This is a genomic window from Roseovarius nitratireducens (genome assembly GCF_002925845.1).
In the GTDB taxonomy this organism is placed as follows: Bacteria; Pseudomonadota; Alphaproteobacteria; order Rhodobacterales; family Rhodobacteraceae; genus Roseovarius; species Roseovarius nitratireducens.
The window spans coordinates 21,861-48,002 of the sequence record NZ_PDNI01000023.1 but is presented as its reverse complement, the minus strand read 5'-3'; the positions used below and the strand labels follow the sequence as shown (position 1 = coordinate 48,002).

The following is a 26,142-nucleotide window of genomic DNA, read 5'->3' as shown; positions in this document are numbered from 1 at the left end:
GAAAGGCTCGCCCTTTCATTTTGCTGCGCCTGCGTCTAAGGTTTGCCGCAGCGCTGCATTCCGCGGGAGGATCCCCCTTGGCCGATACGAATAAACCGCTCCTGATAAAACGCTACGCGAGCCGGCGTCTCTACAATACCGAGACCTCTGATTACGTGACGCTCGAGGATATCGCCGGCTTTATCCGCGAGGGGCGCGAGGTCCAGATCATCGACCTGAAATCCGGTGACGATCTCACGCGGCAATACCTGCTTCAGATCGTCGCCGAGCACGAGAGCCGCGGCGAGAGCGTGCTGCCCATCAACGTGCTCAACGACCTGGTGCGCAGTTATACAACGCAGGCCACCAGCGTGGTGCCGGAATTCCTGGCCGCCAGTTTCGAAATGCTGCGCGACGGGCAGTCCAAGATGCTTGAGAACATGACCAAGGCCAATCCGCTCGCCACGATGCCGGGGATGGAGGCGATGCGCAAGCAGCAGGAGGCCTTCGTCAAGGCGATGACCGGCGGTCTTGGCGGGCTGGGCGGCACCGGGCCGGGCACGAGCCGGGACGACAACGACAACACCGGCAAGACCGACCGCGCGGACGACGATCTCGACACGATCCGCAAGCAGCTTGCCGAGTTGCAGGACAAGCTGTCCAAGCTCGACAAGTAACACGATGGTCGAGAAAAGCGGCCGGATCACGCTCTGGGGTATCGAGGTATTCATGGCCGCCGCCGATGAGCGGTCTATCTCTGCCGCCGCGCGGCGGCTGGGGGCAAGCCCCTCGGCGGTGAGCCAGCAATTGACCAACCTCGAAGGCGCGGTGGGCGCCACGCTGTTGCAACGCAACGCCCGGCCCATCCGCCTCACGCCCGCGGGCGAGATCATGCACCGTCGCGCGCAGGCGATCCTGAACGAGGCGGCGCAGGCGCGGGCAGAGCTGGCGATGTCGCATCTCACCACGCTCACGCGGTTCCGGCTCGGCATGATCGAGGATCTGGAGGCGGACGTGACGCCGCAGCTTCTGACCCACATGGCGGGCGAGTTGAAGGGCTGCCAGTTCCTGCTGGAGACGGGCGCGAGCCATTACCTCTACGATCAGCTCGATGCGCGCGCGCTCGACATCATCGTGTCGGCGCAGCTTGGCGATGGCGCGGACTGGACCGAGGTGCACCCGGTGCTGCGCGAGCGCTTTGTCGTGGTGGCGCCGCGTGGCGCGATCCGGCCGGACCGCGATATCCTGCGCCAGCTAAAATGGCTGCCGCTCATCCAGTATACGCAGCGCCATTACATGGGACGGCTCATTTCGGCGCATCTGGCGCGCGAGAACCTAAACCTGCCCTACCGGTTTGAGCTCGACAGCTATCACTCGATCCTGGCGCTGGTGGGGCAGGGCACGGGCTGGTCGATCCTGACGCCGCTGGCGCTGATGCGGGCGCGGCGATTCGCCGATCAGATCGACGTGATGGAGCTGCCGCTGGCACCGCTGACGCGCACCATCGCCGTCACCGCGCGCAAGGGGATACTGCAGGACATGCCCGAGACTCTGGCCGCGCGGCTCAAGCCGGTGCTGTCCGAAACCATTGTCGCCCCGGCCATCGCGGCGCACCCGTTCCTTGCCGACGGGGTGACGATCCTATGAGCCGCGCCGCGCGGCAAAGAAGCTGGTGAGCAGCGTTTCGGCCTCGATGGCACCGATGCCGTCATAGACCTCCGGCACGTGGTGGCATTGCGGATGCGCGAACACCCGCGCACCGTGCGCCACCCCGCCCGATTTCGGATCATCCGCGCCGTAGCACAGCCGCGCGATCCGCGCGGCGGCGACAGCGGCGGCGCACATGGCGCAGGGCTCCAGCGTGACGTAGAGCGCGTGGCCCGGCAGCCGCTCGGACCCGACCGCGGCGCAGGCCATGCGGATGGCGAGGATTTCGGCATGCGCCGTGGGGTCATTGAGCTCGCGGGTGCGGTTGCCTGCGCGCGCCACCACCGCGCCCGAGGGCGCCACGACCACCGCGCCAACCGGCACCTCGCCGCGCCCGGCGGCGGCCCGCGCCTCGGCAAGCGCGGCCTGCATGTGACCCTGGGACACCATGCGCCGCTTGTGGCGTGCGCATGTCCCTTTCGCAAGCCCCGGCTTTGCGCTATGCGCGCGGGCATGGACAGCAACACCCCCAAGGGCGAACGCATCGCCAAGGTCATCGCCCGCGCAGGCCGCGCCAGCCGCCGCGAGGCCGAGCGCCTGATCGAGGCGGGACGTGTCACGGTAAACGGGCAGAAGATCACCCGCGCCGCGCTCAATGTCACACCCGCTGACCGCGTGACCGTGGATGGCCGCGCGCTCGACGCGCCAGAGCCGCCACGGCTGTGGCTCTACCACAAGCCGCGTGGCCGCGTGACCACGACGAGCGACGAGCAGGGCCGTGCCACCATCTACGACGACCTGCCCGAGGACATGCCCCGGGTGATGAGCGTGGGCCGACTCGACCTCAATTCCGAGGGGCTGCTATTGTTGACCAATGACGGCGCGCTCAAGCGGCGAATGGAGCTGCCCTCGACCGGCTGGCTGCGCCGCTACCGCGTGCGCGTCAACGGCACGCCCGACGATGCCACGTTCGAGCCGCTGCGGCAGGGGCTCACGCTCGGGGGCGAGCGGTTCCAGCCCATGACCGTGACGCTCGACCGTCAGAAGGGTGCCAACGCCTGGGTGACGGTATCGATTCGCGAGGGCCGCAACCGCGAGGTGCGCCGCGCGATGGAGGCGGTGGGACTGATCGTCAACCGGCTGATCCGGCTCTCTTACGGCCCCTTCCAGCTCGGCAATCTCAAGCCCGGCACGGTGGAGGAAATCCGCCCCCGCGTGCTCCGCGATCAGTTGGGGCTGAAGGACGAGGACGACGGCAAGGACGCCAAGCCCAAATCGAAGGCCAAACCGAAACCGCAGCGCAGCCGCCGCCCGCGCTCCTGATTTCATCTTGCCGCAAGTATCCCGGGGGTGTGGGGGCTGGCCCCCACACCGCGCTCAGAGTTCTATCGCCTCCATCACCTGCGGCTCGATCACGTCGACGCCCGGCAGCGCCTCGACGAGCGCCTCCGCGGATTGTTCGAGCAGCGGGAAGGTGCGGTAATGGCAGGGGATCACCGTATTGAAATCGAAGAAGGTTTTCGCCGCGTAGGCCGCGCGCGCCATGTCCATCGTGAAATGCCCGCCCGCGCAGAGGATGCCGATATCGGGGGCGTGCAGATCGTTGAAGACCTTCATGTCGGCCATCACGTCGGTGTCGCCCGAGACGTAGATCACGTGGCCCTCGCCCTCGATCATGTAGCCGCATTCGCTGCCCGTCACTTGCGGGCCGTCGGGCGTGGCGATGGAGGTGGAATGGGTGGCGTGGACCATCGTCACGGCAACGCCGCCGAGATCGACGGTGCCGCCCTTGTTGAAGCCCACGGTTTCGATCTTTTCGGCCTCGGCCCAGTGCGACATCAGGTCGAACTGTCCCACCACCGGCACGCCAAGACGCTTGGCGAGCGGCAAGAGGCCGTTGATATGGTCGAAATGGGCGTGGGTGACGAGGATATGAGTGGCGCCCGCGGTGGCCGTCTCGTGTTGGTCCTCGGGCAGCATCGGATTGCCGTCGAGCCACGGATCGACGAGCAGGACCTGCCCCGCGATCTCGATGCGGAAAGAGCTGTGTCCGAGCCAGGTGATGCGCATGGGGGTCTCCTTCGCTGTTGGTCGGGAAGAGATTAGCAGGCATGGGCCGCAAGGAAAGGGGCCACCGCTTGCCTCTGCCCGCGCGCGCGGGTAAACGCATCCCGACCCGATCATGGAGAGGCGCATGTCGATAGACCTTGAGACCGCCGCCCGCGTGGCCAAGCTCGCGCGGATTCGCGTGGATGAGGACGCGCTGCCCGCGCTGGCGCAGGAATTCAATACCATCCTCGGCTTTATCGAGCAGTTGGGCGAGGTCGATGTCGAGGGGGTGGAGCCGATGACGAGCGTCACGCCCATGCGCCTGAAGCGGCGCGCAGACGAGGTGACCGCGGGCGGGATGCAGGAGCGGGTTCTCTCGAACGCGCCGGACGCGCGCGAGGGGTTCTTTGCCGTGCCGAAAGTGGTGGAGTGAGCATGTCTGAGCTGAACGCGATGACCATCGCCGGGGCGCGCGACGCGCTGCGCCGTGGCGAAGTGACGAGCCTCGAGCTGACCGACGCCTGTCTCGCTGCCGCCGAGGCGGCGGGGGCGCTCAACGCCTTTGTCCACCCCACCCCCGATCTGGCGCGCGAGCAGGCGCGGGCGGCGGATGCGCGGATCGCTCAGGGCGACGCGCCCGCGATGTGCGGCATCCCGCTGGGAATCAAGGATTTGTTCTGCACCAAGGGGGTGCCCTCGCAGGCGGCGAGCCGCATCCTCGACGGCTTTCGCCCGGAATACGAATCAACCGTGACGCAGAATCTCTTTGACGCGGGCGCGGTGATGCTGGGCAAGCTCAACATGGACGAGTTTGCCATGGGCTCTAGCAACGAGACCTCGGCTTACGGCAACGTGGTCAACCCGTGGCGGCGCGGCAATGACGATGGCCCGCTCACGCCCGGCGGCTCTTCGGGCGGCTCGGCGGCGGCGGTGGCCGCCGATCTGTGCCTTGCCGCGACCGGCACCGATACCGGCGGCTCGATCCGGCAGCCGGCCGCCTTCGCGGGGATCACCGGGATCAAGCCCACCTACGGGCGCTGCTCGCGCTGGGGCATCGTGGCCTTCGCCTCGTCGCTCGATCAGGCCGGGCCGATGACCAAGTCGGTGCGCGACGCAGCGATCATGCTCTCTGCCATGTGCGGGCACGACCCGAAGGACAGCACCTCGGCCGATTATCCGGTTCCGGACTTCGAAGCGGCGCTTTCTGGGGATATCCGGGGCAAGGTGATCGGGATTCCTAAAGAGTACCGCATGGACGGCATGCCCGAGGAGATCGAGGCGCTGTGGGCGCGGGGCCGTGAGATGCTGGCCGATGCGGGCGCGGAGATCCGCGACATCTCGCTGCCGCACACGAAATACGCGCTGCCTGCCTATTACGTGATCGCGCCTGCCGAGGCCTCGTCGAACCTCGCGCGCTATGACGGGGTGCGCTATGGCCACCGGGCGAAACTCGCCCAGGGTGACGGCATCACCGAGATGTACGAAAAGACCCGCGCCGAGGGCTTCGGCGCGGAGGTGCAACGCCGGGTGATGGTCGGCACCTACGTGCTGTCGGCCGGGTTCTACGACGCCTATTACAATCGCGCGCGCAAGGTGCGCACGCTCATCAAGCGCGATTTCGAAGAGGCGTTCGCCGCAGGCATCGACGCGATCCTGACGCCGGCCACGCCCTCGGCGGCCTTTGGCCTGGGCGAGATGGCCGAGGCCGACCCGGTGCAGATGTATCTCAACGACGTGTTCACCGTGACGGTGAACCTCGCCGGGCTGCCGGGCATCGCGGTGCCCGCGGGGCTCGACCGGCAGGGGCTGCCGCTGGGGCTGCAACTGATCGGGCGGCCGTGGGAAGAGGGCGATCTGCTGAATACCGCGCATGCGCTGGAGCGGGCGGCGGGCTTTGTGGATAAGCCGGCGAAATGGTGGTAAATCCCGCGACGATGCGGGTCTGGACGGGATGATGCGGATGCGGTTGACGCTTGGTTTTGTGGTGATGGCGGCGCTGGCTGCCTGTGCCCCGGCGATCCCTGACAGCGGGGCCGGCGTGGGATTCGAGGATTACGAAACCTACCAGCGCGAGAAGGCCGCGCGCGAGGCGGCGCTGGCGGGAGAGACGCTGCCGCCGGCTGGCGCGATCTCGTCCGAACCGCTCGATGCCACGGGGGGCGCGACCGAGGCGTCCGAACTCTCCGAGGCCGAGCGTATCGCGGCCGAGGCCGAGGCGGCATTGGAAGCGGCCGGATCAGGGGCCGCGTCGGGGGATGAGCCGCTTGTGGCCAGCCCGTCGAACCCGGCGCCTGCCGTTGTCAACGATGTCGGCATCTCGCGGGAGAACAGCTTTGACGCGGTCGATTCCGAGCGTTCGATAGAAGAGGACGCTGCCCGCATCGCGCGCAATCGCGAGCGGTACGAGGTGGTTCAGCCCGAGGAGGTCGGCACACGCCCGGGCGACGTGGGCCCCAACATCGTGGAATACGCATTGTCCTCGAAGCACCCGGTTGGCACGCAGCTCTATTCCCGCAGCGCGTTCGCGACGGAAGCGCGGCACGTGCGCAACTGCGCGGAATATTCCTCGCCAGACCAGGCACAGCTCGATTTCCTGCGCAAGGGCGGGCCCGAGCGCGACCGGATGGCGCTCGATCCCGATGGCGACGGCTATGCCTGCGACTGGGATCCGGCACCGTTCCGCCGTGCCCTGGCCGACTGATCCGGGCGCGGGCGTCGCGGCGTATCCCTCGCCCAACCACGGGCCGCGCCGGGATGGGGCGCGGCCCGATCTCATCGTGCTGCACCACACCGCGATGGAGAGCGCCGAGGCGGCGCTGGCGCGTCTGTGCGATCCCGTGGCAGAGGTCTCGGCCCATTACCTGATCTGCGAGCGGGGGCGCGTCTGGCAGCTAGTCGACGAGGATGCGCGCGCGTGGCACGCGGGGGCAGGTCGCTGGGGCGATGTGGGCGACGTCAATTCGCGCTCCATCGGGATAGAATTGGCCAATTGCGGCGACCATCCCTATCCGCGACCGCAGATGGCCGCGCTGGAGACATTGATGCGCGGGATCATGGCGCGACGGGCGATCCCGCCCGCGCGGGTGATCGCGCATTCCGACCTGGCACCGGGCCGCAAGACCGATCCCGGCCCGCGCTTTGACTGGCGGGGGCTGGCGTGCGCGGGGCTGTCGGTGTGGTCGGACGCCGGGGCGGAGGGGGCCGCGGGCTGGCCGCGGTTCGAGGCGGCGGCGGCGCGGTTCGGCTATCCCGTGGGCGATGCGGGTCGCGAGGCGCTGCTCGCGGCGTTTCGGCTGCGCTTTCGCCCGCATGCCACGGGGTCGCTGGACCGTGCGGATTGCGCGCGCATGGCCGATCTGGCGGCACGCTTTCCCGTTGACCGGGCAGGGCCGAACGCCTAAGCGATGGGGCGCGCGGAGGGCCGGATGGCCGCGACACCCCGGCAACGGGGTGGCGAGGAAAGTCCGGACTCCACAAGACGACGGTGCCGGGTAACGCCCGGCCGGGGCAACCCGAGGGAAAGCGCCACAGAAAACAGACCGCCCCGGTTACGACCGTGGCAAGGGTGAAACGGTGGGGTAAGAGCCCACCGCGGGACGGGCAACCGGACCGGCACGGCAAGCCCCACCGGGAGCAATGCCGAATAGGGACCGCGCGCGGGGCAGGTCGGGCAACCGATACCGCCCGCAGGCCACGTCTTGGCCCGGCGGTCCGGGTAGGCAGCTAGAGGCGCGCGGGCAACCGCGCGTCGAGACGAATGGTCATCCGAAGGGGGCCCCGCGCCCCCGGGACAGAATCCGGCTTACAGGCCCTCCGCGCGCTCTTTTCATTTTCGCCTGTCAGGCTACAAACGAGGCATGCCATATCAATGGAGCAGCCCGCCGCAGGGCGCGGACCCCGATCTCGAACTTCAACTCTGGCCGCACCGGTCGCTGCCGCGCCGCGGCTTTGCCGCGTTCGTGCTGGCGACCTTCGCGCTCATCACCATCCCGCTTTACCCGCTTCTGGGCACGATGCTTCTGTGGGGGCTGTTGCCGTTCCTGTTGCTGGCGGTGGGCGGCGTGTGGTGGGGGCTCGAGGCGACCTATCGCAGCGCCCGGCTGCGCGAGGTGCTGACCATCACGCCCGACGAGCTGCGGCTGGTGCGCACCAACCCGCGCGGCGACGTGCAGGAATGGGCGTGCAATCGCTACTGGGCGCGGGTGCAGATGCATCCCGAGGGCGGGCCGGTGGAGCATTACCTGACGCTCAGGGGCGGCGGGCGCGAGGTGGAGATCGGCGCGTTCCTTTCGGAGGATGAGCGCAAGGTCCTGCACGGTGAACTGGCCGACGCCATCCGCCCACCCCCCGCGCCGATGACGGGATAAGGGGGCGGTGGTGCTGGCCGGGGGTGGACGTTCAGGACAGTCCCCCGCGTGGCTCATCGCTGATTGCCCCTCCGCGCGCGCCAGGCCAGACCCGCGCCCCGCGTTAGCTTAGCCGCGCCTTGACCTGTGCGCCGACCGCGCCGAAATCCATCTGCCCCGCGTGGCGTTCCTTGAGCTTGGCCATGATCTTGCCCATGTCTCGGATCGAGGCGGCCCCGACATCGGCGATGGCGCGGTTGATGGCGGCGTCGATTTCCTGAGCGTCGAGCTGGCGCGGCAGGAATTCCTCGATCACCGCGATCTCGGCGCGTTCGCGCTCGGCAAGATCGACGCGCCCGCCTTCTTCGTAGGCGCGCACGCTCTCGTTGCGCTGCTTGACCATCTTGGCAAGGATCGCCCTGATCTCGGCATCGCCGAGCGCGGCGACGTCGTCCGAGCCGCGGTTGGCGATTTCAAGATCCTTGATCGCGGCGTTGATGAGCCTCAGGGTCGCGAGGCGACTCTGATCCTTGTCCTTCATCGCCTGTTTCAGCGCCTGACCGATCCGGTCACGTAACTCCATCAGGTCCATCCCCATGACCGTTTGCAAGGCATTAAGCCTAGCGGGTAGGCGCGGGCATGACAACCGTCCGGGCCGCGCATGGTGGTGGGTTGACCAAGGCAGGGGCTGGCCGTATTGATGCGCCGATTTACCCCCAGCCCGGAGACCCCCGCGATGGCCCAAGCGTCCAGACCTCACCCGACCGCCTGCCTTGCGCTGGCCGATGGATCGCTGTTTTACGGGCAGGGCTTTGGCGCCATTGGCGAGACGGTGGCGGAACTGTGTTTCAATACCGCGATGACCGGCTACCAGGAAATCATGACCGATCCCTCTTATGCCGGGCAGGTCGTCACCTTCACCTTTCCGCATGTGGGCAACGTGGGGGTGAACACCGACGATGACGAGACCGCCGAGCCGGTGGCGGCGGGGATGGTCGTCAAGTGGGATCCGACCGAGCCGTCGAACTGGCGCGCCGAAGAGCATCTCTCGACATGGCTGGCGCGGCGCGGGCGCATCGCTATCGGGGGGGTGGACACGCGGCGGCTCACGCGCGCGATCCGCCAGCAGGGTGCGCCGCACGTGGCGCTCGCGCACGACCCTTCGGGCAATTTCGATGCCGCCGCGCTGGTGGCGAAGGCGCGCGGATTTGCCGGGCTCGAGGGGATGGACCTCGCGCGCGAGGTATCGTGCCGGCAATCCTATCGCTGGGACGAGATGCGCTGGGCCTGGCCCGAGGGCTACAAGCGGCAAACCGAGGCACGCCACAAGGTGGTCGCGATCGACTATGGCGCCAAGCGCAACATCCTGCGTTGCCTGGCGAGCGCGGGCTGCGAGGTGACGGTGATGCCCGCCACGACCACCGCAGAGGAGGTGCTGGCGCAGCAACCCGACGGCGTATTCCTGTCGAACGGCCCCGGCGATCCGGCGGCCACGGGGGAATATGCGGTGCCGATGATCCGTGGTGTGCTCGACCGGGGGGTGCCGCTCTTCGGTATCTGTCTCGGGCACCAGATGCTGGCACTGGCGCTGGGCGGTCGCACGGTCAAGATGAACCACGGCCACCACGGTGCCAACCACCCCGTCAAGGAGATCGAGACCGGCAAGGTCGAGATCACCTCGATGAACCACGGCTTCGCGGTGGACGGGCAGAGCCTGCCCGATGGCGTGATCGAGACGCATGTCTCGCTGTTCGATGGCTCGAATTGCGGCATCCGGCTGAAGGACCGCCCGGTATTCTCTGTGCAGCACCACCCCGAGGCCAGTCCCGGCCCGCAGGACAGCTTTTACCTGTTCGAACGGTTCGCTGACTCCATGGCCGGGTAAGCCCGCGATACCGTCAGCTTTTTGGCCAGCGTTAACTGCTTGTTAAAGGATCGTTAACCTTCCGCCCGCTAGCTTTTCCGAAGGGGACAGGCAGCGGAGGCCGGACATGGGAATTTCCGAGTTGCGTCAGGGCGGCTTTGACCGTCAGCGACAGAGCACGCGGGTGCCGATGCACCCGCTGGGCCGCGATCTGGTGCGCCAAGGGGTCATAAGCGGTGCCGATGCCACGCTCGCCGAGCTCGTGCAGAGGCGTTGCGATACCTCGCTCGATCGTATCCTGATGGCCGAGGGGCTGGCGCGCGAGGACGATCTCCTCACCGCTCATGCCCGCCGGATCAACGCGGAGCGGATCGAGGCGGATACCCTCACCGACATGACGCCGGTCGAGACCGGGCTCGATCCGCGCGTTCTGCTCAGGCACGGCGCGGCGATCTTGCGTGCCGAGGATGGACAGCCGCGGATCGTGAGCGACGGCGCCGAGCCTCTTGGTGCGTTGCGCTCGGTGCTGCCCGCCGATCTGGCCGGTGCCCGGTCGCTTGTCGCCCCGCGGGCGGCGATTCAGGGGCGCATCGCAGAGCTGCAGCGCGACGTGCTCCGCGATATGGCTGCCGCGCGCACGCCTGAAAACGAAAGCTGTCGAACCTGGGAGGCACATGCCAATGCACGGATGGGCCTGACCTTTGCGGTGCTGGCAGTGGCCTGCGCGCTCTGTCTGGTCTTTCCATTGGGGGTTTTCGGGGCGCTCGCCTTGTGGGCGGTGCTGACGCTGATCGTGGCCGCCGGGCTCAAGATTACGGCTTTCGTCGCTGCGATGACCGGTCCGCGCAAGCATGACATGCCTGTTGCCGCGACAAATGCCCCGCTGCCACGCGTCTCGATCCTCGTGCCGTTGTTTCGCGAGACCGAGATCGCGCACGCGCTGGTGGCAAGATTGTCCCGGCTGACCTACCCCAAATGCCTGCTCGACGTGATCCTGGTTCTCGAAGAGGAGGACCGGCTCACGCAGGAGACGCTGGCCACCATCGACCTGCCGCCCTGGATCAGGCCGGTGATCGTGCCCGATGGCCAGCCGCGTACCAAGCCGCGGGCGATGAATTACGCGCTCGATTTCTGCCAGGGTGAGATCATCGGCATTTTCGACGCCGAGGATGCGCCCGACCCTGACCAGATCACGCAGGTCGCGCGGCGCTTTCAGACCGCGCCGCACGATCTCGCTTGCCTGCAAGGGGTGCTCGACTACTACAACCCGCGCCAGAACTGGGTGGCGCGCTGCTTCACAATCGAATACGCCACGTGGTTTCGCACGATCATGCCGGGGATGGCGCGGCTTGGGCTGGCGTTGCCGCTGGGGGGCACCACGCTCTATATCCGGCGCGACGTGCTTGAGAGTTTGGGGGGCTGGGACGCGCATAACGTGACCGAGGATGCCGATCTCGGCTTTCGCCTCGCGCGCCACGGCTATCGCACCGAGATGGTTGGCACGGTCACCGAGGAGGAAGCCAATTGCCATCCCTGGGCGTGGGTCAAGCAGCGCTCTCGCTGGCTCAAGGGCTATATGACCACTTACCTGGTGCATATGCGCGCGCCTCGGCAGCTTTATTCGCAACTGGGGGGATGGCGGTTCTGGGGGTTCCAGGCGCATTTTGTCTCGTCTGTCAGCCAGGTGCTGCTCGCGCCGGTTCTGTGGTCTTTCTGGCTCTTGTTGTTCGGGTTGCCCCATCCCCTCGAAGCGGTGGTGGCCTGGCCGCTCCTGGTGCTGCTTGGCAGTCTATTCCTCATTGTCGAAGTGATAAACCTGAGTATCTACGCGCAAGCGGTCTCGGGGCGGCGGCATCGCCATCTTCTTGGATGGGTGCCGACCATGCACTTCTATGCCCCGCTGGCGGCGGTGGCCGCTTACAAGGCGCTCTACGAGTTGATCCTCAAGCCGTTCTTCTGGGACAAGACGGTGCACGGCCTGTCGATCGCCGCGCGCGGGCGGCGGCGGTCAGACGGTGGATTTGATCTCGCCGGAATCAAGCTTGAGCCGGGTCACGAAGGCCTTTGAGATGTGATCGCGCAGCGCCTGCGCGGCGGCGTCGCCATCGCGGGTCTCGATGGCGGTGACGATGGCATTGTGCTCGGTCAGCGCGTCCTCGCCGCGGCCCTCGGCGGCGAGCGAGGTGGTCGCGAGGAGCGCCATCGAACGGTGCACGAGATCGAGCTGCTGAACCAGAAACCGGTTGTGCGAGGTCAGGTGGACCTGCTTGTGAAACCGGCGGTTGGCGCGCGCCATGTCCTGCGGGCGACCGATGAGCGCGCGGTCGTCCTCGACCATGTCGCGCAGCACGCGCATCTCCTCGGGCGTGGCGTGCATCGCGGCGAGACGCGCGGCCAGCCCCTCGAGCTCGGCCCGCACGGTGTACAGCTCGGAGAGCTGGTTGTAATCGAGCGAGGCGACGATCAGGCTACGCCCGTCGCGGGTGAGCATGGATTGCGTCTCAAGCCGCTGGAGCGCTTCGCGGATGGGCGTGCGCGACACGCCGAAGCGTTCTGCCAGATCGCTTTCCACCAGCCGGTCGCCGGGCTTGAACACGCCGCTGTCGATGGCCTCGAGGATCAGTGAATAGGCATCTGTGCTCGGCGATTTCATGGGATGGCGGTCCTTTATGCCAGTGAAACGGCAGCTTACGCGCTTTGAGAGCATGATCAAGCCCGGACGATTGCGCGGTGTGTCGCATTGGCCTATACGCGGGGTCATGGTCAGGCAGCATTTCACCCACGTCACGACATGGGTTTTTGATCTCGACAACACGCTCTACCCGCCGCAGGCGCGGCTCTTCGACCAGATCGAGGCGCGCATGACCGCCTTTGTCATGGAGATCCTGCGCGTGGACCGCGCCGAGGCAGACCGCATCCGGCACGCGTATTGGCGCGAGCATGGCACCACGCTGGCCGGGCTGATGCGGTGCCACGATCTCGATCCCGACCGGTACCTGCGCGAGGTTCACGACATCTCGCTCGACCATCTCGCGCCCGACCCGGACCTCGCGGGCGCGATCCGCGCGCTGCCGGGGCGCAAGATCGTCTATACCAACGGCTCGGGCGAGTATGCGGGCCGCGTGGTGGCGGCGCGGGGCCTGTCGGGGGCGTTCGATGCGGTCTATGGCGTGGAACATGCCGGGTTTCGTCCCAAGCCGGAGGCGTGCGCCTTTGCCGCCGTGCTCGAGCGCGATGGTTCGGAGGCGGGGCGCGCGGCTATGTTCGAGGACGATCCGCGCAACCTCGCCGCTCCGCACGACATGGGGATGCGCACCGTCCACGTCGCACCCGAGCCGGTGCCGGCCACGCATATCCATTACCACACCGATGATCTCGGCGGGTTTCTCGCGCGGCTGGTCTGAGTCTCGGGGCCTGCGGCGAGACGTCTCTTTGAAGGGGGTGCGGGCCTGGCCTAGGTGACCGTCGAAGTCACCATTTTCCTGAAAGGACCGACCATGACCGCGACCGAAACCCACGCCACGCCGCAGGCAGAGACCGACGCCGAGACCGCCACGGTGCTGCGCATCCTGCTGAGCGTCGCCGTCTTCGTCGCCGGCTGGGCGACAAGCGTTGCGCTCTGGGGTATTCCCGGGCTTTATATTCCTGCGCTGGCGCTGGTTCCGGTCGTGTGGGGGCTGCTCATCACCGTCTCGCGCGTCTGAACGGTGAAGAGGCGCGCGGCAAGGAGGCTCGGATGACGCGCGAAGATGTCGATATCCTGATTTCGGGCGGGGGCGTGGCCGGGCTCGCGGCGGCGGCGGTGTTCGGGCAGGCGGGATTCTCGGTGCTCTGCGTCGATCCCGCCCCGCCGGTCACCGAGCGCGAGGCCCAAGGGGCTGACCTGCGCACCACGGCATTTCTGCAACCGGCGCAGGCGCTGTTGGAGCGCGCCGGGCTGTGGGCGCGGCTTGGCCCTCACGCGATGCCGCTTCAGGTGATGCGGATCGTCGATGCCGGGGGCGCCGAGCCGGAGCCGCGCATCGTCAAGGATTTCGACGCTGCGGATATTTCCGACCGGCCCTTTGGGTGGAACCTGCCCAACTGGCTCCTGCGTCGCGAGATGGTGGCGCATCTGGAGAGCCTGCCGGGGGTGCGCTTTCGCCCTGGCACCGGCACAACCACGCTACTGACGCGCGAGCGCGAGGCGCTCGTGGGCCTGAGCGACGGGACTGGCGTGCGCGCGCGGCTGGTGATCGCTGCCGATGGGCGCAACTCGCCCATTCGCGAGGCGGCGGGAATCGACGTGAAAACAACGCGTTACGGGCAGAAGGCGCTGGCCTTCGCCGTCACCCACCCGATCCCGCACGACAATGTCTCGACCGAGATTCACCGCTCGGGCGGGCCGTTCACGCTGGTGCCACTGCCGGATTTCGACGGGCGACCGTCCTCGGCGATCGTCTGGATGGAAGAGGGGCCGGAGGCCATGCGCCTCGCCGGGTTGCCGGTGCCGGAGTTCGAGGCTGAGATGAACGCGCGTTCCTGCCATCTCTTCGGGCCGCTGACGCTCGCCTCGCGCCGCACGGTGTGGCCGATCATCAGCCAGGTGGCCGAGCGCATGTGGTCCGAGCGCGTGGCGCTGGTGGCCGAGGCGGCGCATGTGGTGCCGCCCATCGGCGCGCAGGGGCTGAACATGAGCCTTGGCGACATGCGGGTGCTGCTGGAGCTGGCAGAGGCCGCGCCGGAGCGGCTGGGTGAGCGCGCGATGCTCGAGACCTATCACCGTTGTCGCCATATGGAGGTGTGCGCGCGGGTGACGGGGATCGACGTGCTCAACCGCGCGTCCATGCTGCGCGCGCGCCCCCTGCGGGACGCGCGGGCGCAGGCGCTCGACGCGATCTATTCGCTGGCCCCGGTGCGCAGGACGCTGATGCAGATGGGCCTCGGGGCGCGTGGCTGAGGGTCAGAGCACGCGATCAAGCACCGCTTCCAGCCGCGCGAGCGCGCCCGGCACGTCGTAGAGCTTGTCGAGCCCGAACAGGCCAAGGCGGAAGGTGCGGAAGCCCTCGGGTTCATTGCACTGAAGCGGCACGCCCGCTGCGATCTGCATCCCTTCGGCAGCAAATTTGCTGCCGTTCTGGATGTCGGGGTCGTCGGTGTAGCTGACCACGACACCCGGCGCGCCGAAGCCCTCGGCGGCGACCGAGGTCACGCCGTGCGCGGCCAGCATTGCGCGGACGCCGTCGCCCAACTCCCATTGCGCCTGCCGCAGCCGGTCGAACCCGTAATCGCGCGTCTCGATCATCGTGTCGCGGAACCCGCGCAAGGCATCGGTCGGCATGGTCGCGTGATAGGCATGGCCGCCATCCTCGTAAGCCTGCATGATCGCACGCCATTTTTTCAGATCGAGCGCGAAGCTGTCCGAAGTGGTCTCTTCCAGCCGGGCCATCGCGCGGTCGGACAGCATGACAAGCCCTGCCGAGGGCGAGGCCGACCAACCCTTTTGCGGGGCCGAGATCAGCACATCGACGCCGGTGGTTTTCATGTCCACCCAGGCGCAGCCCGAGGCGATGCAATCGAGGATCATGAGCGCGCCAACGTCGTGCGCGGCCTCTGCCAGCGCGGTGATGTAGTCGTCGGGAAGGATCAGCCCGGCGGAAGTCTCGACATGCGGGGCAAAGACCACGTCCGGTTTTGCCTCGCGGATCTTGGCCACCACCTCCTCGATCGGGGCGGGGGCGAACGGTGTCTGCGCGCCGTTGCCGGTCTGGCGGGCCATGCAGACGGTGGTCTCGGCGGTGAACTGGCCTGCGTCGAAAATCTGGCTCCAGCGGAAGGAAAACCAGCCGTTGCGCACGATCAGCGCATGGGCGCCGTGCCCGAACTGCCGTGCCACGGATTCCATCGCGTAAGTCCCGCCGCCGGGCACGAGCGCCACGGCGTCGGCGGAATAGACCTCTTTCAGCATGGATGAGATGTCGCGCATAACATGCTGAAAAGATTTACTCATGTGGTTGAGCGAGCGGTCGGTGAACACGACCGAGTATTCCAGAAGTCCGTCGGGATCGACATGGTCGAGAAGGGCGGTCATGAGGCGTCTCCTGTTGGGTCGGCGGCAGGATGCAGCGGGCGTGCGGGGATGTCCAGTGGTCGGCCTAGCCGATCGGGCCGGGGCGGCGCTCCTCGCTCAGGAGCACGTTGGCCTCGACATTGCCGAGGCCCGGCAGCGTCATGATGCGACGTCGCAGCACGCGCTCGAAATCCGCGATGTCGCGGGCGACGACGCGCAGGCGGTAGTCATATAGGCCAAGGATGTGCTCGACCGTCTGCACCTCGGGGATGGCGGTGACCGCGCGTTCGAAATCCTCCAGGCTGACGCGCCCCTTGGTGGCGAGCTTGACCCCAAGAAAGACGGTCACGCCGAAGCCCAGCTTTTCATGATCCAGTTCAAGACGTTGGCCGCTGATCGCGCCGCTGTCGAGGAGCCGCCGGACGCGTCGCCACGCGGCGGGCTGGGACAGGCCGAGGCGGCGGCCAATGGCGCTGGCCGAGAGCGTGGCATCCCCGGCCAGCAGCCGCAGGATGCGCCGGTCGATGGTGTCGAGCGCGATCACAGCGGCAGGCCCTCGTCGGACTTGATCCGCGCCACGTGCATCAGCGCCTCGATATCGGCGATATGCGGCAGGGTCAGGATGGCGCTGCGGTAGATCTGCTGATAATGCGCCATGTCGCGCGCGATCACCGAGAGCCGCAGATCGACACGACCAAGGAATGTCTGTATTTCAATGACTTCCGGCACGTTCCTCGCCTCTGTGATGAACTCGTCGAAGGCGCGGGGGGCGGTCTTGTCAAGCGAGACACGCAAGCTCACCTCGACCTCGTAGCCAAGTGCGCGCCAGTCGATCACCGCGCGGTTGGCGCGGATGATGCCAGCGCTGCGCAGCCGGTCGAGCCGCCGGGCGCAGGTGGCGGGCGTGAGGCCGGTGCGCTCGGCAAGCTCTGCCGGGCCGAGATGCGGGGCGTGCTGGTACTGGCGGAGGAGGCGGCGGTCGGTGTCGTCGAGCATGATATTTCCGAATATCTGATCAAGTAAGAATGATATATACAAGATAGCCCAGTATAAACCCCAATAATCATACACCTTCACCACCAGCAAGGCGTAGTCTCCGCTACAGTCAGAACCCCAAAGAAAGGAGACCGCCATGCGCGTCTATTATGATCGCGATTGCGATATCAACCTCATCAAGGACAAGAAGGTCGCCATCCTTGGCTATGGCAGCCAGGGCCACGCCCACGCACTTAACCTGCGGGATTCCGGGGCAAAAAACCTTGTCGTCGCGCTGCGTGAAGGCTCGCGCTCGGCCAAGAAGGCCGAGGCCGAGGGGCTCAAGGTCATGGGCATCGCCGAGGCCGCGGCGTGGTGCGACCTTATGATGTTCACCATGCCCGACGAGTTGCAGGGCGAAACCTATCGCAAATACGTGCACGACAACATCCGTCCCGGTGCGGCGATCGCCTTTGCGCACGGGCTGAACGTGCATTTCGGGCTCATCGACGCCAAGGAAGGTGTGGACGTCATCATGATGGCGCCCAAGGGCCCCGGCCACACGGTGCGCGGCGAATACGTCAAGGGCGGCGGCGTGCCCTGCCTCGTGGCGGTGGACACGGATGCGTCCGGCAAGGCATTGGAACTAGGGCTTTCCTACTGCTCGGCCATCGGTGGCGGGCGTTCGGGGATCATCGAGACCTCGTTCCGCGAGGAATGCGAGACCGACCTCTTCGGCGAGCAGGCGGTGCTCTGTGGCGGTCTGGTCGAGCTTATCCGCATGGGCTTCGAGACGCTGGTCGAGGCGGGCTATGCCCCTGAAATGGCTTACTTTGAATGCCTGCACGAGGTGAAGCTCATCGTCGATCTGATCTACGAAGGCGGCATCGCGAACATGAACTACTCGATCTCCAACACCGCGGAATACGGCGAGTATGTGAGCGGGCCGCGGGTGCTGCCTTATGAGCGCACCAAGGCGGAGATGAAAAAGATTTTGCACGACATTCAGAGTGGCGCCTTTGTCCGTGATTTCATGCAGGAAAATACGGTTGGCCAACCCTTCTTCAAGGGCACGCGGCGGATGAATGACGCGCACCAGATCGAGGAGGTCGGCCGCAAGCTGCGCGGCATGATGCCGTGGATCAGCGCGGGCAAGCTCGTGGATCAGGAAAAGAACTGAACCCACTGAAATAAAAAGGAAAGGGCGCCCCGCGCGGGCGCCTTTTCAAACCGGGAGGGGCCCCTTGCAGGACATCGCGCCGGTCAACTGGCTGAGGATCGGGGCGCTGGGCCTGATCTGGGGGGCGTCGTTCACCTTCATCTCGGTGGCGCTGCGGGACGTGGGGCCGTTCACCGTGGCGGCGGTGCGGATCACGCTGGGGGCGGTGTTTCTGCTGTCGCTGCTGCGGATACGCGGGCTGCGCCTGCCGTCCACGGAGCCGGGACCGGGGCGCAAGGTGTGGCGTTTTTCGGTCTTCATGGCCTTGTTTTCAAACGTTATTCCATTCTCCTTGCTGGGCTGGGCGCAGCAATCGGTGGCCTCGGGCTTTGCCGGGGTGTGCATGGCCGCGGTGCCGCTGTTGATCCTGCCGCTGGCGCATGTTTTCGTGCCCGGTGAGCGGATGCACCTGCGGCGGGCCGGGGGGTTTGTCCTGGGCACCACGGGGGTGGTGGTGCTGATCGGGGCGGAGGCCTTTGCATCAACGGGTAAGGACCTGGAATCATTGGCAAGGCTGGCCTGCCTCGGGGCGGCGATGTGCTATGCGACGGGCTCGATCCTGACGCGGCTGTGCCCGCCCGTGCACCTGTTGGCGCTGGCGGCGGCGGTGATGACACTGGCGGCGGGGATGATCGTGCCGGTGGCGCTGATCGTGGAAGGCATCCCTAACTCTATGAGTTTGAAAGGGTTTTTCGCGCTCATCTATCTGGGCATCCTGCCCACGGGGGTGGCGCAGTTGTTGCTGGTGCAGGTCACGCGCGAGGCGGGGCCGGGATTCTTCGGACTTGTCAATTACATGGTGCCGGTGTGGTCGGTCATCCTCGGGGCGGTGCTGTTGTCGGAGGCGGTGCCGCCGCGGCTGTTCCTGGCGATGGCGATGATCCTGGCGGGCGTGGCGATCAGCCAATGGGGCGCGCTGCGGCGGTTGTTCGCGGGGCGGCCAACCTGAAGGTTCAACGCGCGAACCGATAGGTTCGCAGGGATAAACGCACGGCGATGCAGGGTTTTGTAAAGAATTGGCGAGAATTCGGGGGTGAATTGGCCCCCAAAGTGGAGATTCAGCAAGACCGGATCGCGTCCCACACATCAAGCGCGGCACGCGTCTCGGCCACGTCGTGCACGCGCAGGATCTGCACGCCCTGGTTTGCGGCCATCACCGCGATGGCGAGCGAGCCGGGCACGCGGTCGGACGCGACCGGCGTGCCGGTCAGGTCGCCGATAAAACGCTTGCGCGACGCGCCGAGCAGGACCGGACAGCCGAGCCCGTGAAAGAGCGACACACCTTGCAGCAGGCGGAGGTTGTGGTCGCGCGTCTTGCCGAAGCCGATGCCGGGATCGACGGCGATGCGCCCGCGCGGGATGCCTAGAGCCGTGAGCGCCTCGACGCGCGCCCCGAGCCAGTCGTAGACATCGAGGAGCACGTCGGCGTAGCGCGGATCCTGCTGCATGGTCTCGGGGGTGCCCTGGGCGTGCATGATGCAGACCGGCAGGGCGTGCTCAGAGGCGAAGGGGGCGAGGGAGGCGTCGAACGTGAAGCCCGACACGTCGTTGACGAGGGTCGCGCCCGCGCGGAACGCTTCGTCGGCCACCGGCGTCTTGCGGGTGTCGATGGAGATGGGGGTGGCGATCTCGGCACGGATGGCGGCGATCACCGGCGCGGTGCGGGCGATCTCTTCGTCGAGCGGCACGGGTGCGGCACCGGGGCGGGTGGATTCGCCGCCCACGTCGAGGATGTCGGCCCCAGCCTGCGCCATGGCGCGGGCATGCGCGAGCGCGGTCGCGGGGTCGAAGTGCCGGCCGCCGTCGGAGAAGCTGTCGGGGGTGATGTTGAGGATGCCCATGAGGCGCGGCGCGTCCATGTCCATCCCCGAGAGCGGCGGGCGCGGTGCGGTGAGCCGATGTGCGACGTCGGCGGGCAGGTCGCGCGCGGGCAGGAGGCGGGGCGGCGCGTCGCGGGCGAGCACCTCGACGGTGTCGAACCAGCACCAGCCACCCGCAAGCGGCAGCGCGCCCTCGGGGCGCGCGTGGTGGTGGTGATCGGTGCGGGGGATCGGGCGATAATAGGTCATCTAGAGGCCGGAGCGGGCGATGTCCTGGATCAGCACCGGCACGCGGCACGCGGCGGGCGGGGTCGCGCCGATGAGCAGGAGGTCTGACGCCTCGATATGGCCCGCGAACCACGCGGCGAGATCGACGGGGTTGTGGGTCGAGGGTGCGGGGCCGTCGACCGCGTCGAGCACGATCTTGGACGGTGCCCAGACGCTGATCTGGTCGTGCTTCATCGCCCAGTCGAGTTCGGTGCGGGTGGCGACGACGACGCAACGGTCGTCGCGCCCGGCAAGCACCCAGGCGTTCTGTTCCAGCGCGAGCAGGTCCACGCGGCGCTGGGTCATGCGGTGGCCGGTGTCGGGCGCCGGGGTGTCGGGTGCACCGACGCAGAGGATCACCGGCTCGGCCCGGGCCTGAAGCTGGTCGAGCCAGCGCCCGAGATTGGGCGAGGTGATGGCCGCGTTGGTGAGGTAGACGACATGCGGGTGCGGCGCGGTGTCGGGCGCGACCGGGGCCCGGGTGGCGAGATCATCCACCGAGCGCACGATTTCGACCCCGAGCGCGCCGGGGCCGCGGTCGAGCTTTTCGATGCGGACGAAGCAGCGCACCGCCTGCGGCTCCCACAGGATGCGCTCTGCGATGCGCTCGGCCAGAGTTTCGAGCAGGTTGAGGCGTTCCTCGGCGAGTGCCGCCTCGATCGCCTCGGTCACGCGGTCGTAGGAGAGGATGCGATCCACGTCATCCTCAAGCGCGCCGGTCATCGGGCGGACCTCGACCACCACGTTGAAGGCAATGCGCTGGGTGGTGCCGCGCTCGGCCTGAAAGGCGCCGATCTCGACCGCGACGATGTGATCGCGCACCGAGATGCGGTCGAGCGGACCATCGGGGGCGGTGGCGCGGGCACGGGCCTGCGGATGCTCGAAGGCGAGGCGGATTTCGTGGCTCATGCGGGCGGTCCCTGTGTTTCGTGCGGATTGGGTAGCATGGGGGGACGATGCGGGGAATGGGGGAATCCGACGCATGGAGGGAGGGGTGCGGCAGGGGGGTGGGCAGGTTTTGGTTTGGAGGGGACGGTCGCCGTCTGGCCCCGGCGCGAAATAGAGGCGTGCTTGCACGCCGCCGCGCATCGCCGGGCCGCCCCCTGGCCCGGCGATATGGCTGCAACCTGTGCGCCGCTCGGGCCTTTTCGGATTTGGCTGCCATAAAGCGCGGCAGAACCACCGTTGGATCGCCGCGCCGCGGCCCGTCGATGCGCGGCTAATCCCGAGTCCGCAACAGGCCATGTCCCCCCTGCCGCCGGATGGCAAAAGGCCCCGGGGGTGCCCCGGGGCCTTTGCTTGTCTTGTCAGCCGGGGATCAGTGCGCCGGCTGCTTGTCCCAGTCCTCGCGCTTGGGGAGCGTTTCGAACGTATGCTCCGGCGGTGGCGAGGGCAGGGTCCATTCCAGCGTGTCGGCGTATTCGTTCCACGGGTTCGCCTCGGTCACGCGGGCGCCGCGGAAGAGCGAGTAGAACACCACGCCGAAGAAGAACACGAAGCTGGCAAACGAGATGAACGCGCCCACCGAGGACCACCAGTTCCAGACCGCGAAGGCCTCGGGGTAGTCGATGTAGCGGCGCGGCATGCCCTGACGACCCAGGAAGTGCTGCGGGAAGAAGGTCAGGTTGGAGCCGATGAACATCGCGGTGAAGTGCAACTTGCCCATCCATTCGGGGATCATGCGGCCGGTCATCTTGGGGAAGTAGAAGTAGATGCCGGCGAAGATCGCGAACACCGCGCCGAGGCTCATCACGTAGTGGAAATGCGCCACCACGTAATAGGTGTCGTGATAGGCGCGGTCCACCGCCGCCTGGCTGAGCACGATGCCGGTGACGCCGCCCACCGTGAACAGGAACAGGAAGCCGAAGGCCCAGAGCATCGGTGTCTTGAACTCCACCGAGCCGCCCCACATGGTGGCGATCCAGCTAAACACCTTTACCCCTGTTGGCACCGCGATAACCATCGTGGCGAGCATGAAGTAGCTCTGCTGTGTCAGCGACATGCCCACGGTGTACATGTGGTGCGCCCAGACGATGAAGCCGAGGAAGCCGATGGCGATCAGCGCCCAGACCATCGGCAGGTAGCCGAACACCGGCTTGCGCGCGAAGGTGGCGATCACGTGGGAGATGATGCCGAAGCCCGGCAGGATGATGATGTAAACCTCGGGGTGCCCGAAGAACCACAGGATGTGCTGGTAGAGGATCGGGTCGCCGCCGCCCGCCGGGTCGAAGAAGGTGGTGCCGAAATTGCGGTCCGTGAGCAGCATGGTGATGGCGCCCGCCAGAACCGGCAGCGACAAGAGGATCAGCCACGCGGTGACGAAGATCGACCAGCTAAACAGCGGCACCTTGAACAGCGTCATACCGGGGGCGCGCATGTTGAGGAAGGTGGTGATCATGTTGATCGCGCCGAGGATCGAGGACGCCCCCGAGACGTGGACCGCGAAGATCGCGAGGTCCATCGACATGCCCGACTCGTTGGTCGAGAGCGGCGGGTAGAGCACCCAGCCCACGCCCGAGCCGAGCTGACCGTTGCCGCCCGGCGCCAGCAGCGAGGCGACGCCCAGCGAGGTGCCCGCGACGTAGAGCCAGAAGCTGAGGTTGTTCATCCGCGGGAACGCCATGTCCGGCGCGCCGATCTGCAGCGGCATGAAGTAGTTGCCGAAGCCGCCGAACAGCGCCGGGATCACCACGAAGAACATCATCAGCACGCCGTGATAGGTGATCATCACGTTCCACAGGTGGCCGTTGGGCGTGCAGCTCGCGGTATCGGAGGCGAAGAAGCGCGCGCCCTCGAGGCACATGTACTGAACGCCCGGTTCCATCAGTTCCATCCGCATGTAGACGGTGAACAGAACCGAGATCAGCCCGACCACCGCCGAGGTGACCAGGTAGAGGATGCCGATATCCTTGTGGTTGGTGGACATGAACCAGCGGGTGAAGAAGCCGCGCTGATCCTCGTGCTCGTGGCCGTGAATGGCTGCGTCTGCCATTGGGTGCCTCCTGTTGACAATACCGCAGGGGACGCGGACCCTCGCCTCACGTCTCCGTTATTGACTTGGTTCTAGAGCCTCGGGCGCGGGCGGGCAATGTGCGAATTTGATGCAGATCAAAGAATCTTGTCGCACCCCCCCTTGGGGGATGACCGGTCAGCCGAAGAGCTGTGAGAGGTGCGCAGTCTCTTCCGCCAGGCCGTAGGGCGGGTTGACCACGAAGAGGCCCGAGCCGGTCATGCGGTGGCCCTCGCGGACCGGGGGGAAGCGGATTTCGTGGCGCAGGCCACCCGGAAAGGTGGCGGTGAGCGCGGTGAGCATCGGGCCATGCGCGGCGCTGGCGAGAATCGGATACCACAGCACCAGGATGCCCACGTTCCAGGCCCGCGCGATCCGGGCGAAGTGGCGGGGAATGCTGTCGTAATCGGCCTTTACCTCGTAGCTCGGATCGCACAGCAGCAGCCCCCGCCTTGGCGTCGGCGGGCAGATCGCGTGGGCCATCGCGAAGCCGTCCTCGCGGCGGATGCGGGCGGTGTGGGGGGCAAGTGCGGCGCTGAGGCGGGAGTGCTCGCCGGGATGCAGTTCGGCGAGGTGCAGGGCGTCGCCGGGGCGCAGTGATAGAGCAGCAAGAAGCGGCGAGCCGGGATAGGCCGAGGCGCCGTGCAGCGCCCGCGTCTCGTGCAGGCGCAGGCGGTAGGGGTGATCGGCGGGCAGCGCGGATTCGAGCCGCCCGATGCCCTGCGCCGCCTCGCCGGTGCGTTGCGCCGCGGGGTCGGCGAGGTCGTAGAGCCCGCGCCCGGCATGGGTCTCGATATAGGTAAGCGGCTTGTCCTTGCGGGTGAGGTAGGCAAGCATCCACGCGAGCGCGGCGTGCTTGTGGACATCCGCCGGATTGCCCGCGTGGTAATGGTGCTGGTAGCTGAGCATGAGGGCAGGTAGCAGGTGGCGCGCGGTTGGGGAAGGGCCCGCGGGTGCATGTGACTGAGCTGTTGGCGTTCAACTGCCATTCCCCTCCTGCGCCCCGCGCGGAACAAGGCGTGCTTGCACGCCGCCGCGCGATCGCCAGCCCGCCCCCGAGGGCTGGCGATCGGGTAACGCTGGCGCAAAGCTTTCATCTCTCTCGGGAACTCAGGAATGAAGCACGATAGACCAGCCGTTGCATCGCCATCCCGCGGGCTGGCGCTCGCGCGGCTCATCACCGGATGATTCAACGACCGCTCCAAGCCACAATCTCGCGCCGCGCCGCGCCGGCCGGTCCCGTGACGCCCGGAATCGCCATGTGCGGGGATATCCCCGGGTCAAGCCGAGGCGGACGGGGGGTGCCGGGCGCGTCCGGGGATGACGGGCGAAGCGGGCGGATGTGAAAAGGCCGCGCGGGGGCCGCGCGGCCTGTCGTGTCCGGGCCGGTGGCCCATGCTTACTCCGAGAAGGTGGCGAGGTAGGCGGCCACGTCCTCGCCGCCCTTGCGCAGCTTGAACGTCATCTTGGAGCGGTCGCCGAGGAATTCCTTGGGGTCCTTGACGAATTCGGCAAGGTTTTCCTCGGTCCAGACCTCGCCCGCCTCGGCCTTGGCCTGAAGCCCGTCGGAATAGCGGTAGTCTTCGACGCTGCCCATCACCCGGCCGATCACGCCGTGGAGGTTGGGACCGACGCGGCCGCCGCGGACGATGGTTTCGTCGCCGTCGGCGATCATGTGACAGGCCTTGCACTTGTTGAATTCCTTCTCGCCCTTGGCAGCGTCGCCTTCGGCGAAAGCGGGCAGGGCGAGGAGGGCGAGCGCGGCGGATGCGGTGAGAACGGATTTCATGGCTACCTCTCGGTTGGGTTGCGTTTGCGACCCCGACCATAGCCGCGCCGGGTGGTCATGCAACCGTCAAATCGCCGCGGCGGGCAGCCCTGCGCAGGTCGCTCAGGCAGGGTGTCAGAAGAGCGGGGATAGGCTCCGCTTCAAACAAAGGGGGGGCCTTGGGGGACAGGTGATGGGGAAGGCGACGCGGGGGGCATCGGTGCTGCGGCTGGCAGCGGCGGCGGGGATGGTGCTGGCTGTTGCCACGCCGCGTAGAGTAGTGGCGGGGGATGGTGCGACGGTCGATCCGTGGGCGGCCTGTCACGCGCGCGACGAGGTCAATTTCGGCACGCGGGTCGCTGTCAGTCCGGGGGAAAAGCGGTCTCGAAGCTGCGTTCCAGTGCCGCGTCGAGATCGCCCATCGTTACCGGCAGGCCGAGGTCGACGAGGCTGGTGACGCCATGTTCGGAGATGCCGCAGGGAACGATGCCGGAGAAATGCGCGAGGTCCGGCTCGACGTTGATCGAGATGCCGTGAAAGCTCACCCATTTGCGCAGGCGGATGCCGATGGCGGCGATCTTGTCCTCCGGCGGCGTGCCTGCGGCGGTGAGCGGCTTGTCGTGGCGCGTGACCCAGACGCCGACGCGGCCCTCGCGGATTTCGCCGGTCACGTTGAATTCCGCGAGCGTGGCGATCACCCAGGATTCGAGCTGGGCGACGAAGCGGCGGACATCGCGCCCGCGGCGGCCCACGTCGAGCATCACGTAGGCCACGCGCTGACCGGGGCCGTGATAGGTATACTGCCCGCCGCGCCGGGCCTCGAAGACGGGGAAGCGGTCGGGGTCCACCAGATCGGCGGGGCGCGCGGAGGTTCCGGCGGTATAGAGAGAGGGATGTTCGAGCAGCCAGATCGCCTCGTCCGCCGCGCCGCGCGCAATGGCGTCGGCGCGCGCCTCCATCCGGGCCAGGGCCTCGGGATAGGGGACGGGACGGTCGGACCTGATCCACTCTACCATGTGCCTGTCCGGGCAGGAGCCCGGCCTCCTTCACCGTCGCCACGCGCGACCGGCTTATGGGAATGTCCTGTCCCGTGCTCATCGTCAAGACCGCGCGCGCCCTCGCGCCGGGGCGCATCGCGCACCGGATGGT

Annotated in this window: 28 protein-coding genes and 1 other RNA gene; 16 read left to right on the top strand and 13 right to left on the bottom strand. The window is 67.2% G+C overall.

The window, feature by feature from the left end; all coding sequences use genetic code 11:
* Positions 1–77: 77 nt before the first annotated feature.
* Positions 78–656 carry a polyhydroxyalkanoate synthesis repressor PhaR gene (phaR, locus tag CRJ03_RS04050; protein WP_104017633.1) on the top strand — a complete coding sequence of 193 codons (579 nt, stop codon included), beginning with the start codon at positions 78–80 and terminating at the stop codon, positions 654–656.
* 4 nt (positions 657–660) lie between these two features.
* Positions 661–1,626: a LysR family transcriptional regulator gene (locus CRJ03_RS04045; protein ID WP_104017632.1), complete on the top strand. Its 966-nt coding sequence runs from the start codon at positions 661–663 to the stop codon at positions 1,624–1,626.
* On the opposite strand, the gene CRJ03_RS04040 is transcribed toward CRJ03_RS04045, so the two are convergent.
* Positions 1,621–2,076 (bottom strand): nucleoside deaminase, encoded by a 456-nt coding sequence (locus CRJ03_RS04040; RefSeq protein WP_104017631.1) that lies wholly within the window; start codon positions 2,074–2,076, stop codon positions 1,621–1,623. The genes CRJ03_RS04045 and CRJ03_RS04040 overlap by 6 nt on opposite strands.
* A gap of 63 nt (positions 2,077–2,139) precedes the next feature.
* Here CRJ03_RS04040 and CRJ03_RS04035 point away from each other — a divergent pair, with 63 nt between their 5' ends.
* Positions 2,140–2,949: a pseudouridine synthase gene (locus CRJ03_RS04035; protein ID WP_104017716.1), complete on the top strand. Its 810-nt coding sequence runs from the start codon at positions 2,140–2,142 to the stop codon at positions 2,947–2,949.
* Between the two features lie 54 nt (positions 2,950–3,003).
* Here the strand turns inward: CRJ03_RS04035 and CRJ03_RS04030 are convergent, their stop codons facing one another.
* Positions 3,004–3,696 carry a metal-dependent hydrolase gene (locus CRJ03_RS04030; RefSeq protein WP_104017630.1) on the bottom strand — a complete coding sequence of 231 codons (693 nt, stop codon included), beginning with the start codon at positions 3,694–3,696 and terminating at the stop codon, positions 3,004–3,006.
* A 124-nt stretch (positions 3,697–3,820) separates the two neighbouring features.
* Here CRJ03_RS04030 and gatC point away from each other — a divergent pair, with 124 nt between their 5' ends.
* The 6 genes from gatC (at position 3,821) to CRJ03_RS04000 (ending at position 8,042) form a co-directional block, all read left to right on the top strand.
* Positions 3,821–4,108: an Asp-tRNA(Asn)/Glu-tRNA(Gln) amidotransferase subunit GatC gene (gene gatC, locus CRJ03_RS04025; RefSeq protein ID WP_104017629.1), complete on the top strand. Its 288-nt coding sequence runs from the start codon at positions 3,821–3,823 to the stop codon at positions 4,106–4,108.
* Between the two features lie 2 nt (positions 4,109–4,110).
* Positions 4,111–5,598, top strand: coding sequence for an Asp-tRNA(Asn)/Glu-tRNA(Gln) amidotransferase subunit GatA (gene gatA / locus CRJ03_RS04020; RefSeq protein WP_104017628.1), 1,488 nt, complete (start codon positions 4,111–4,113; stop codon positions 5,596–5,598).
* A 37-nt stretch (positions 5,599–5,635) separates the two neighbouring features.
* Positions 5,636–6,376 (top strand): hypothetical protein, encoded by a 741-nt coding sequence (locus CRJ03_RS04015; protein ID WP_338066334.1) that lies wholly within the window; start codon positions 5,636–5,638, stop codon positions 6,374–6,376.
* A complete protein-coding gene (locus CRJ03_RS04010; protein WP_240611550.1) occupies positions 6,360–7,076 on the top strand; it encodes an N-acetylmuramoyl-L-alanine amidase in 717 nt (238 codons plus the stop codon). The genes CRJ03_RS04015 and CRJ03_RS04010 overlap by 17 nt, the downstream gene beginning before the upstream one ends.
* A 12-nt stretch (positions 7,077–7,088) precedes the next feature.
* Positions 7,089–7,496: RNase P RNA component class A (rnpB, locus tag CRJ03_RS04005), an RNA gene on the top strand.
* Positions 7,497–7,532: 36 nt separating this feature from the next.
* Positions 7,533–8,042, top strand: a complete 510-nt coding sequence (locus CRJ03_RS04000) for a DUF2244 domain-containing protein (RefSeq protein WP_104017625.1) — start codon at positions 7,533–7,535, stop codon at positions 8,040–8,042.
* 103 nt (positions 8,043–8,145) lie between these two features.
* On the opposite strand, the gene CRJ03_RS03995 is transcribed toward CRJ03_RS04000, so the two are convergent.
* A complete protein-coding gene (locus CRJ03_RS03995; RefSeq protein WP_104017715.1) occupies positions 8,146–8,604 on the bottom strand; it encodes a GatB/YqeY domain-containing protein in 459 nt (152 codons plus the stop codon).
* A gap of 117 nt (positions 8,605–8,721) precedes the next feature.
* Here CRJ03_RS03995 and carA point away from each other — a divergent pair, with 117 nt between their 5' ends.
* Together carA and CRJ03_RS03985 are read left to right on the top strand one after the other, a co-directional pair.
* Positions 8,722–9,906, top strand: coding sequence for a glutamine-hydrolyzing carbamoyl-phosphate synthase small subunit (gene carA / locus CRJ03_RS03990; RefSeq protein WP_439126618.1), 1,185 nt, complete (start codon positions 8,722–8,724; stop codon positions 9,904–9,906).
* 106 nt (positions 9,907–10,012) lie between these two features.
* A complete protein-coding gene (locus CRJ03_RS03985; protein WP_104017623.1) occupies positions 10,013–11,953 on the top strand; it encodes a glycosyltransferase in 1,941 nt (646 codons plus the stop codon).
* Here the strand turns inward: CRJ03_RS03985 and CRJ03_RS03980 are convergent.
* Complete coding sequence (locus CRJ03_RS03980; protein ID WP_104017622.1) at positions 11,894–12,538, bottom strand: GntR family transcriptional regulator; 645 nt, start codon at positions 12,536–12,538, stop codon at positions 11,894–11,896. The two genes, CRJ03_RS03985 and CRJ03_RS03980, sit on opposite strands and share 60 nt — an antisense overlap.
* Before the next feature lie 106 nt (positions 12,539–12,644).
* Between CRJ03_RS03980 and CRJ03_RS03975 the strand changes: the two genes are divergently transcribed.
* From CRJ03_RS03975 to CRJ03_RS03965, 3 genes are all read left to right on the top strand, one after another.
* A complete protein-coding gene (locus tag CRJ03_RS03975) occupies positions 12,645–13,289 on the top strand; it encodes a pyrimidine 5'-nucleotidase (RefSeq protein WP_104017714.1) in 645 nt (214 codons plus the stop codon).
* A 93-nt stretch (positions 13,290–13,382) separates the two neighbouring features.
* Entirely contained in the window at positions 13,383–13,589 is a 207-nt protein-coding gene (locus tag CRJ03_RS03970; protein ID WP_104017621.1) for a hypothetical protein, read from the top strand.
* A 32-nt stretch (positions 13,590–13,621) separates the two neighbouring features.
* Positions 13,622–14,824 (top strand): UbiH/UbiF family hydroxylase, encoded by a 1,203-nt coding sequence (locus tag CRJ03_RS03965; RefSeq protein ID WP_104017620.1) that lies wholly within the window; start codon positions 13,622–13,624, stop codon positions 14,822–14,824.
* Positions 14,825–14,827: 3 nt separating this feature from the next.
* Here the strand turns inward: CRJ03_RS03965 and CRJ03_RS03960 are convergent, their stop codons facing one another.
* From CRJ03_RS03960 to CRJ03_RS03950, 3 genes are all read right to left on the bottom strand, one after another.
* Positions 14,828–15,955: an aminotransferase class V-fold PLP-dependent enzyme gene (locus CRJ03_RS03960; protein ID WP_104017619.1), complete on the bottom strand. Its 1,128-nt coding sequence runs from the start codon at positions 15,953–15,955 to the stop codon at positions 14,828–14,830.
* Between the two features lie 64 nt (positions 15,956–16,019).
* Entirely contained in the window at positions 16,020–16,478 is a 459-nt protein-coding gene (locus CRJ03_RS03955) for an Lrp/AsnC family transcriptional regulator (protein WP_104017618.1), read from the bottom strand.
* Complete coding sequence (locus CRJ03_RS03950) at positions 16,475–16,930, bottom strand: Lrp/AsnC family transcriptional regulator (RefSeq protein ID WP_104017713.1); 456 nt, start codon at positions 16,928–16,930, stop codon at positions 16,475–16,477. Before CRJ03_RS03950 ends, CRJ03_RS03955 begins: the two co-directional genes overlap by 4 nt.
* Positions 16,931–17,066: 136 nt before the next feature.
* On the opposite strand from CRJ03_RS03950, the gene ilvC reads away from it, so the two are divergent.
* Positions 17,067–18,089, top strand: coding sequence for a ketol-acid reductoisomerase (gene ilvC / locus CRJ03_RS03945; RefSeq protein WP_104017617.1), 1,023 nt, complete (start codon positions 17,067–17,069; stop codon positions 18,087–18,089).
* 64 nt (positions 18,090–18,153) lie between these two features.
* Positions 18,154–19,077 (top strand): DMT family transporter, encoded by a 924-nt coding sequence (locus tag CRJ03_RS03940; protein WP_104017616.1) that lies wholly within the window; start codon positions 18,154–18,156, stop codon positions 19,075–19,077.
* Between the two features lie 109 nt (positions 19,078–19,186).
* On the opposite strand, the gene folP is transcribed toward CRJ03_RS03940, so the two are convergent.
* The 6 genes from folP to lipB all read right to left on the bottom strand — a co-directional run bounded on the left by folP (position 19,187) and on the right by lipB (position 26,009).
* The gene (gene folP, locus CRJ03_RS03935; RefSeq protein ID WP_104017615.1) at positions 19,187–20,197 is read right to left on the bottom strand and encodes a dihydropteroate synthase; all 1,011 of its coding nucleotides are present in this window, start codon (positions 20,195–20,197) and stop codon (positions 19,187–19,189) included.
* A complete protein-coding gene (locus CRJ03_RS03930) occupies positions 20,198–21,124 on the bottom strand; it encodes a dihydroneopterin aldolase (RefSeq protein ID WP_104017614.1) in 927 nt (308 codons plus the stop codon).
* Between the two features lie 409 nt (positions 21,125–21,533).
* Entirely contained in the window at positions 21,534–23,207 is a 1,674-nt protein-coding gene (gene ctaD, locus CRJ03_RS03925) for a cytochrome c oxidase subunit I (protein ID WP_104017613.1), read from the bottom strand.
* 156 nt (positions 23,208–23,363) lie between these two features.
* Complete coding sequence (gene rlmJ, locus CRJ03_RS03920) at positions 23,364–24,134, bottom strand: 23S rRNA (adenine(2030)-N(6))-methyltransferase RlmJ (protein WP_104017612.1); 771 nt, start codon at positions 24,132–24,134, stop codon at positions 23,364–23,366.
* Positions 24,135–24,624: 490 nt separating this feature from the next.
* The gene (locus CRJ03_RS03915) at positions 24,625–25,014 is read right to left on the bottom strand and encodes a c-type cytochrome (RefSeq protein ID WP_104017611.1); all 390 of its coding nucleotides are present in this window, start codon (positions 25,012–25,014) and stop codon (positions 24,625–24,627) included.
* 341 nt (positions 25,015–25,355) lie between these two features.
* On the bottom strand, positions 25,356–26,009 hold the full coding sequence (gene lipB / locus CRJ03_RS03910; RefSeq protein ID WP_104017610.1) for a lipoyl(octanoyl) transferase LipB: 654 nt from the start codon (positions 26,007–26,009) through the stop codon (positions 25,356–25,358).
* Positions 26,010–26,142 lie beyond the last annotated feature (133 nt).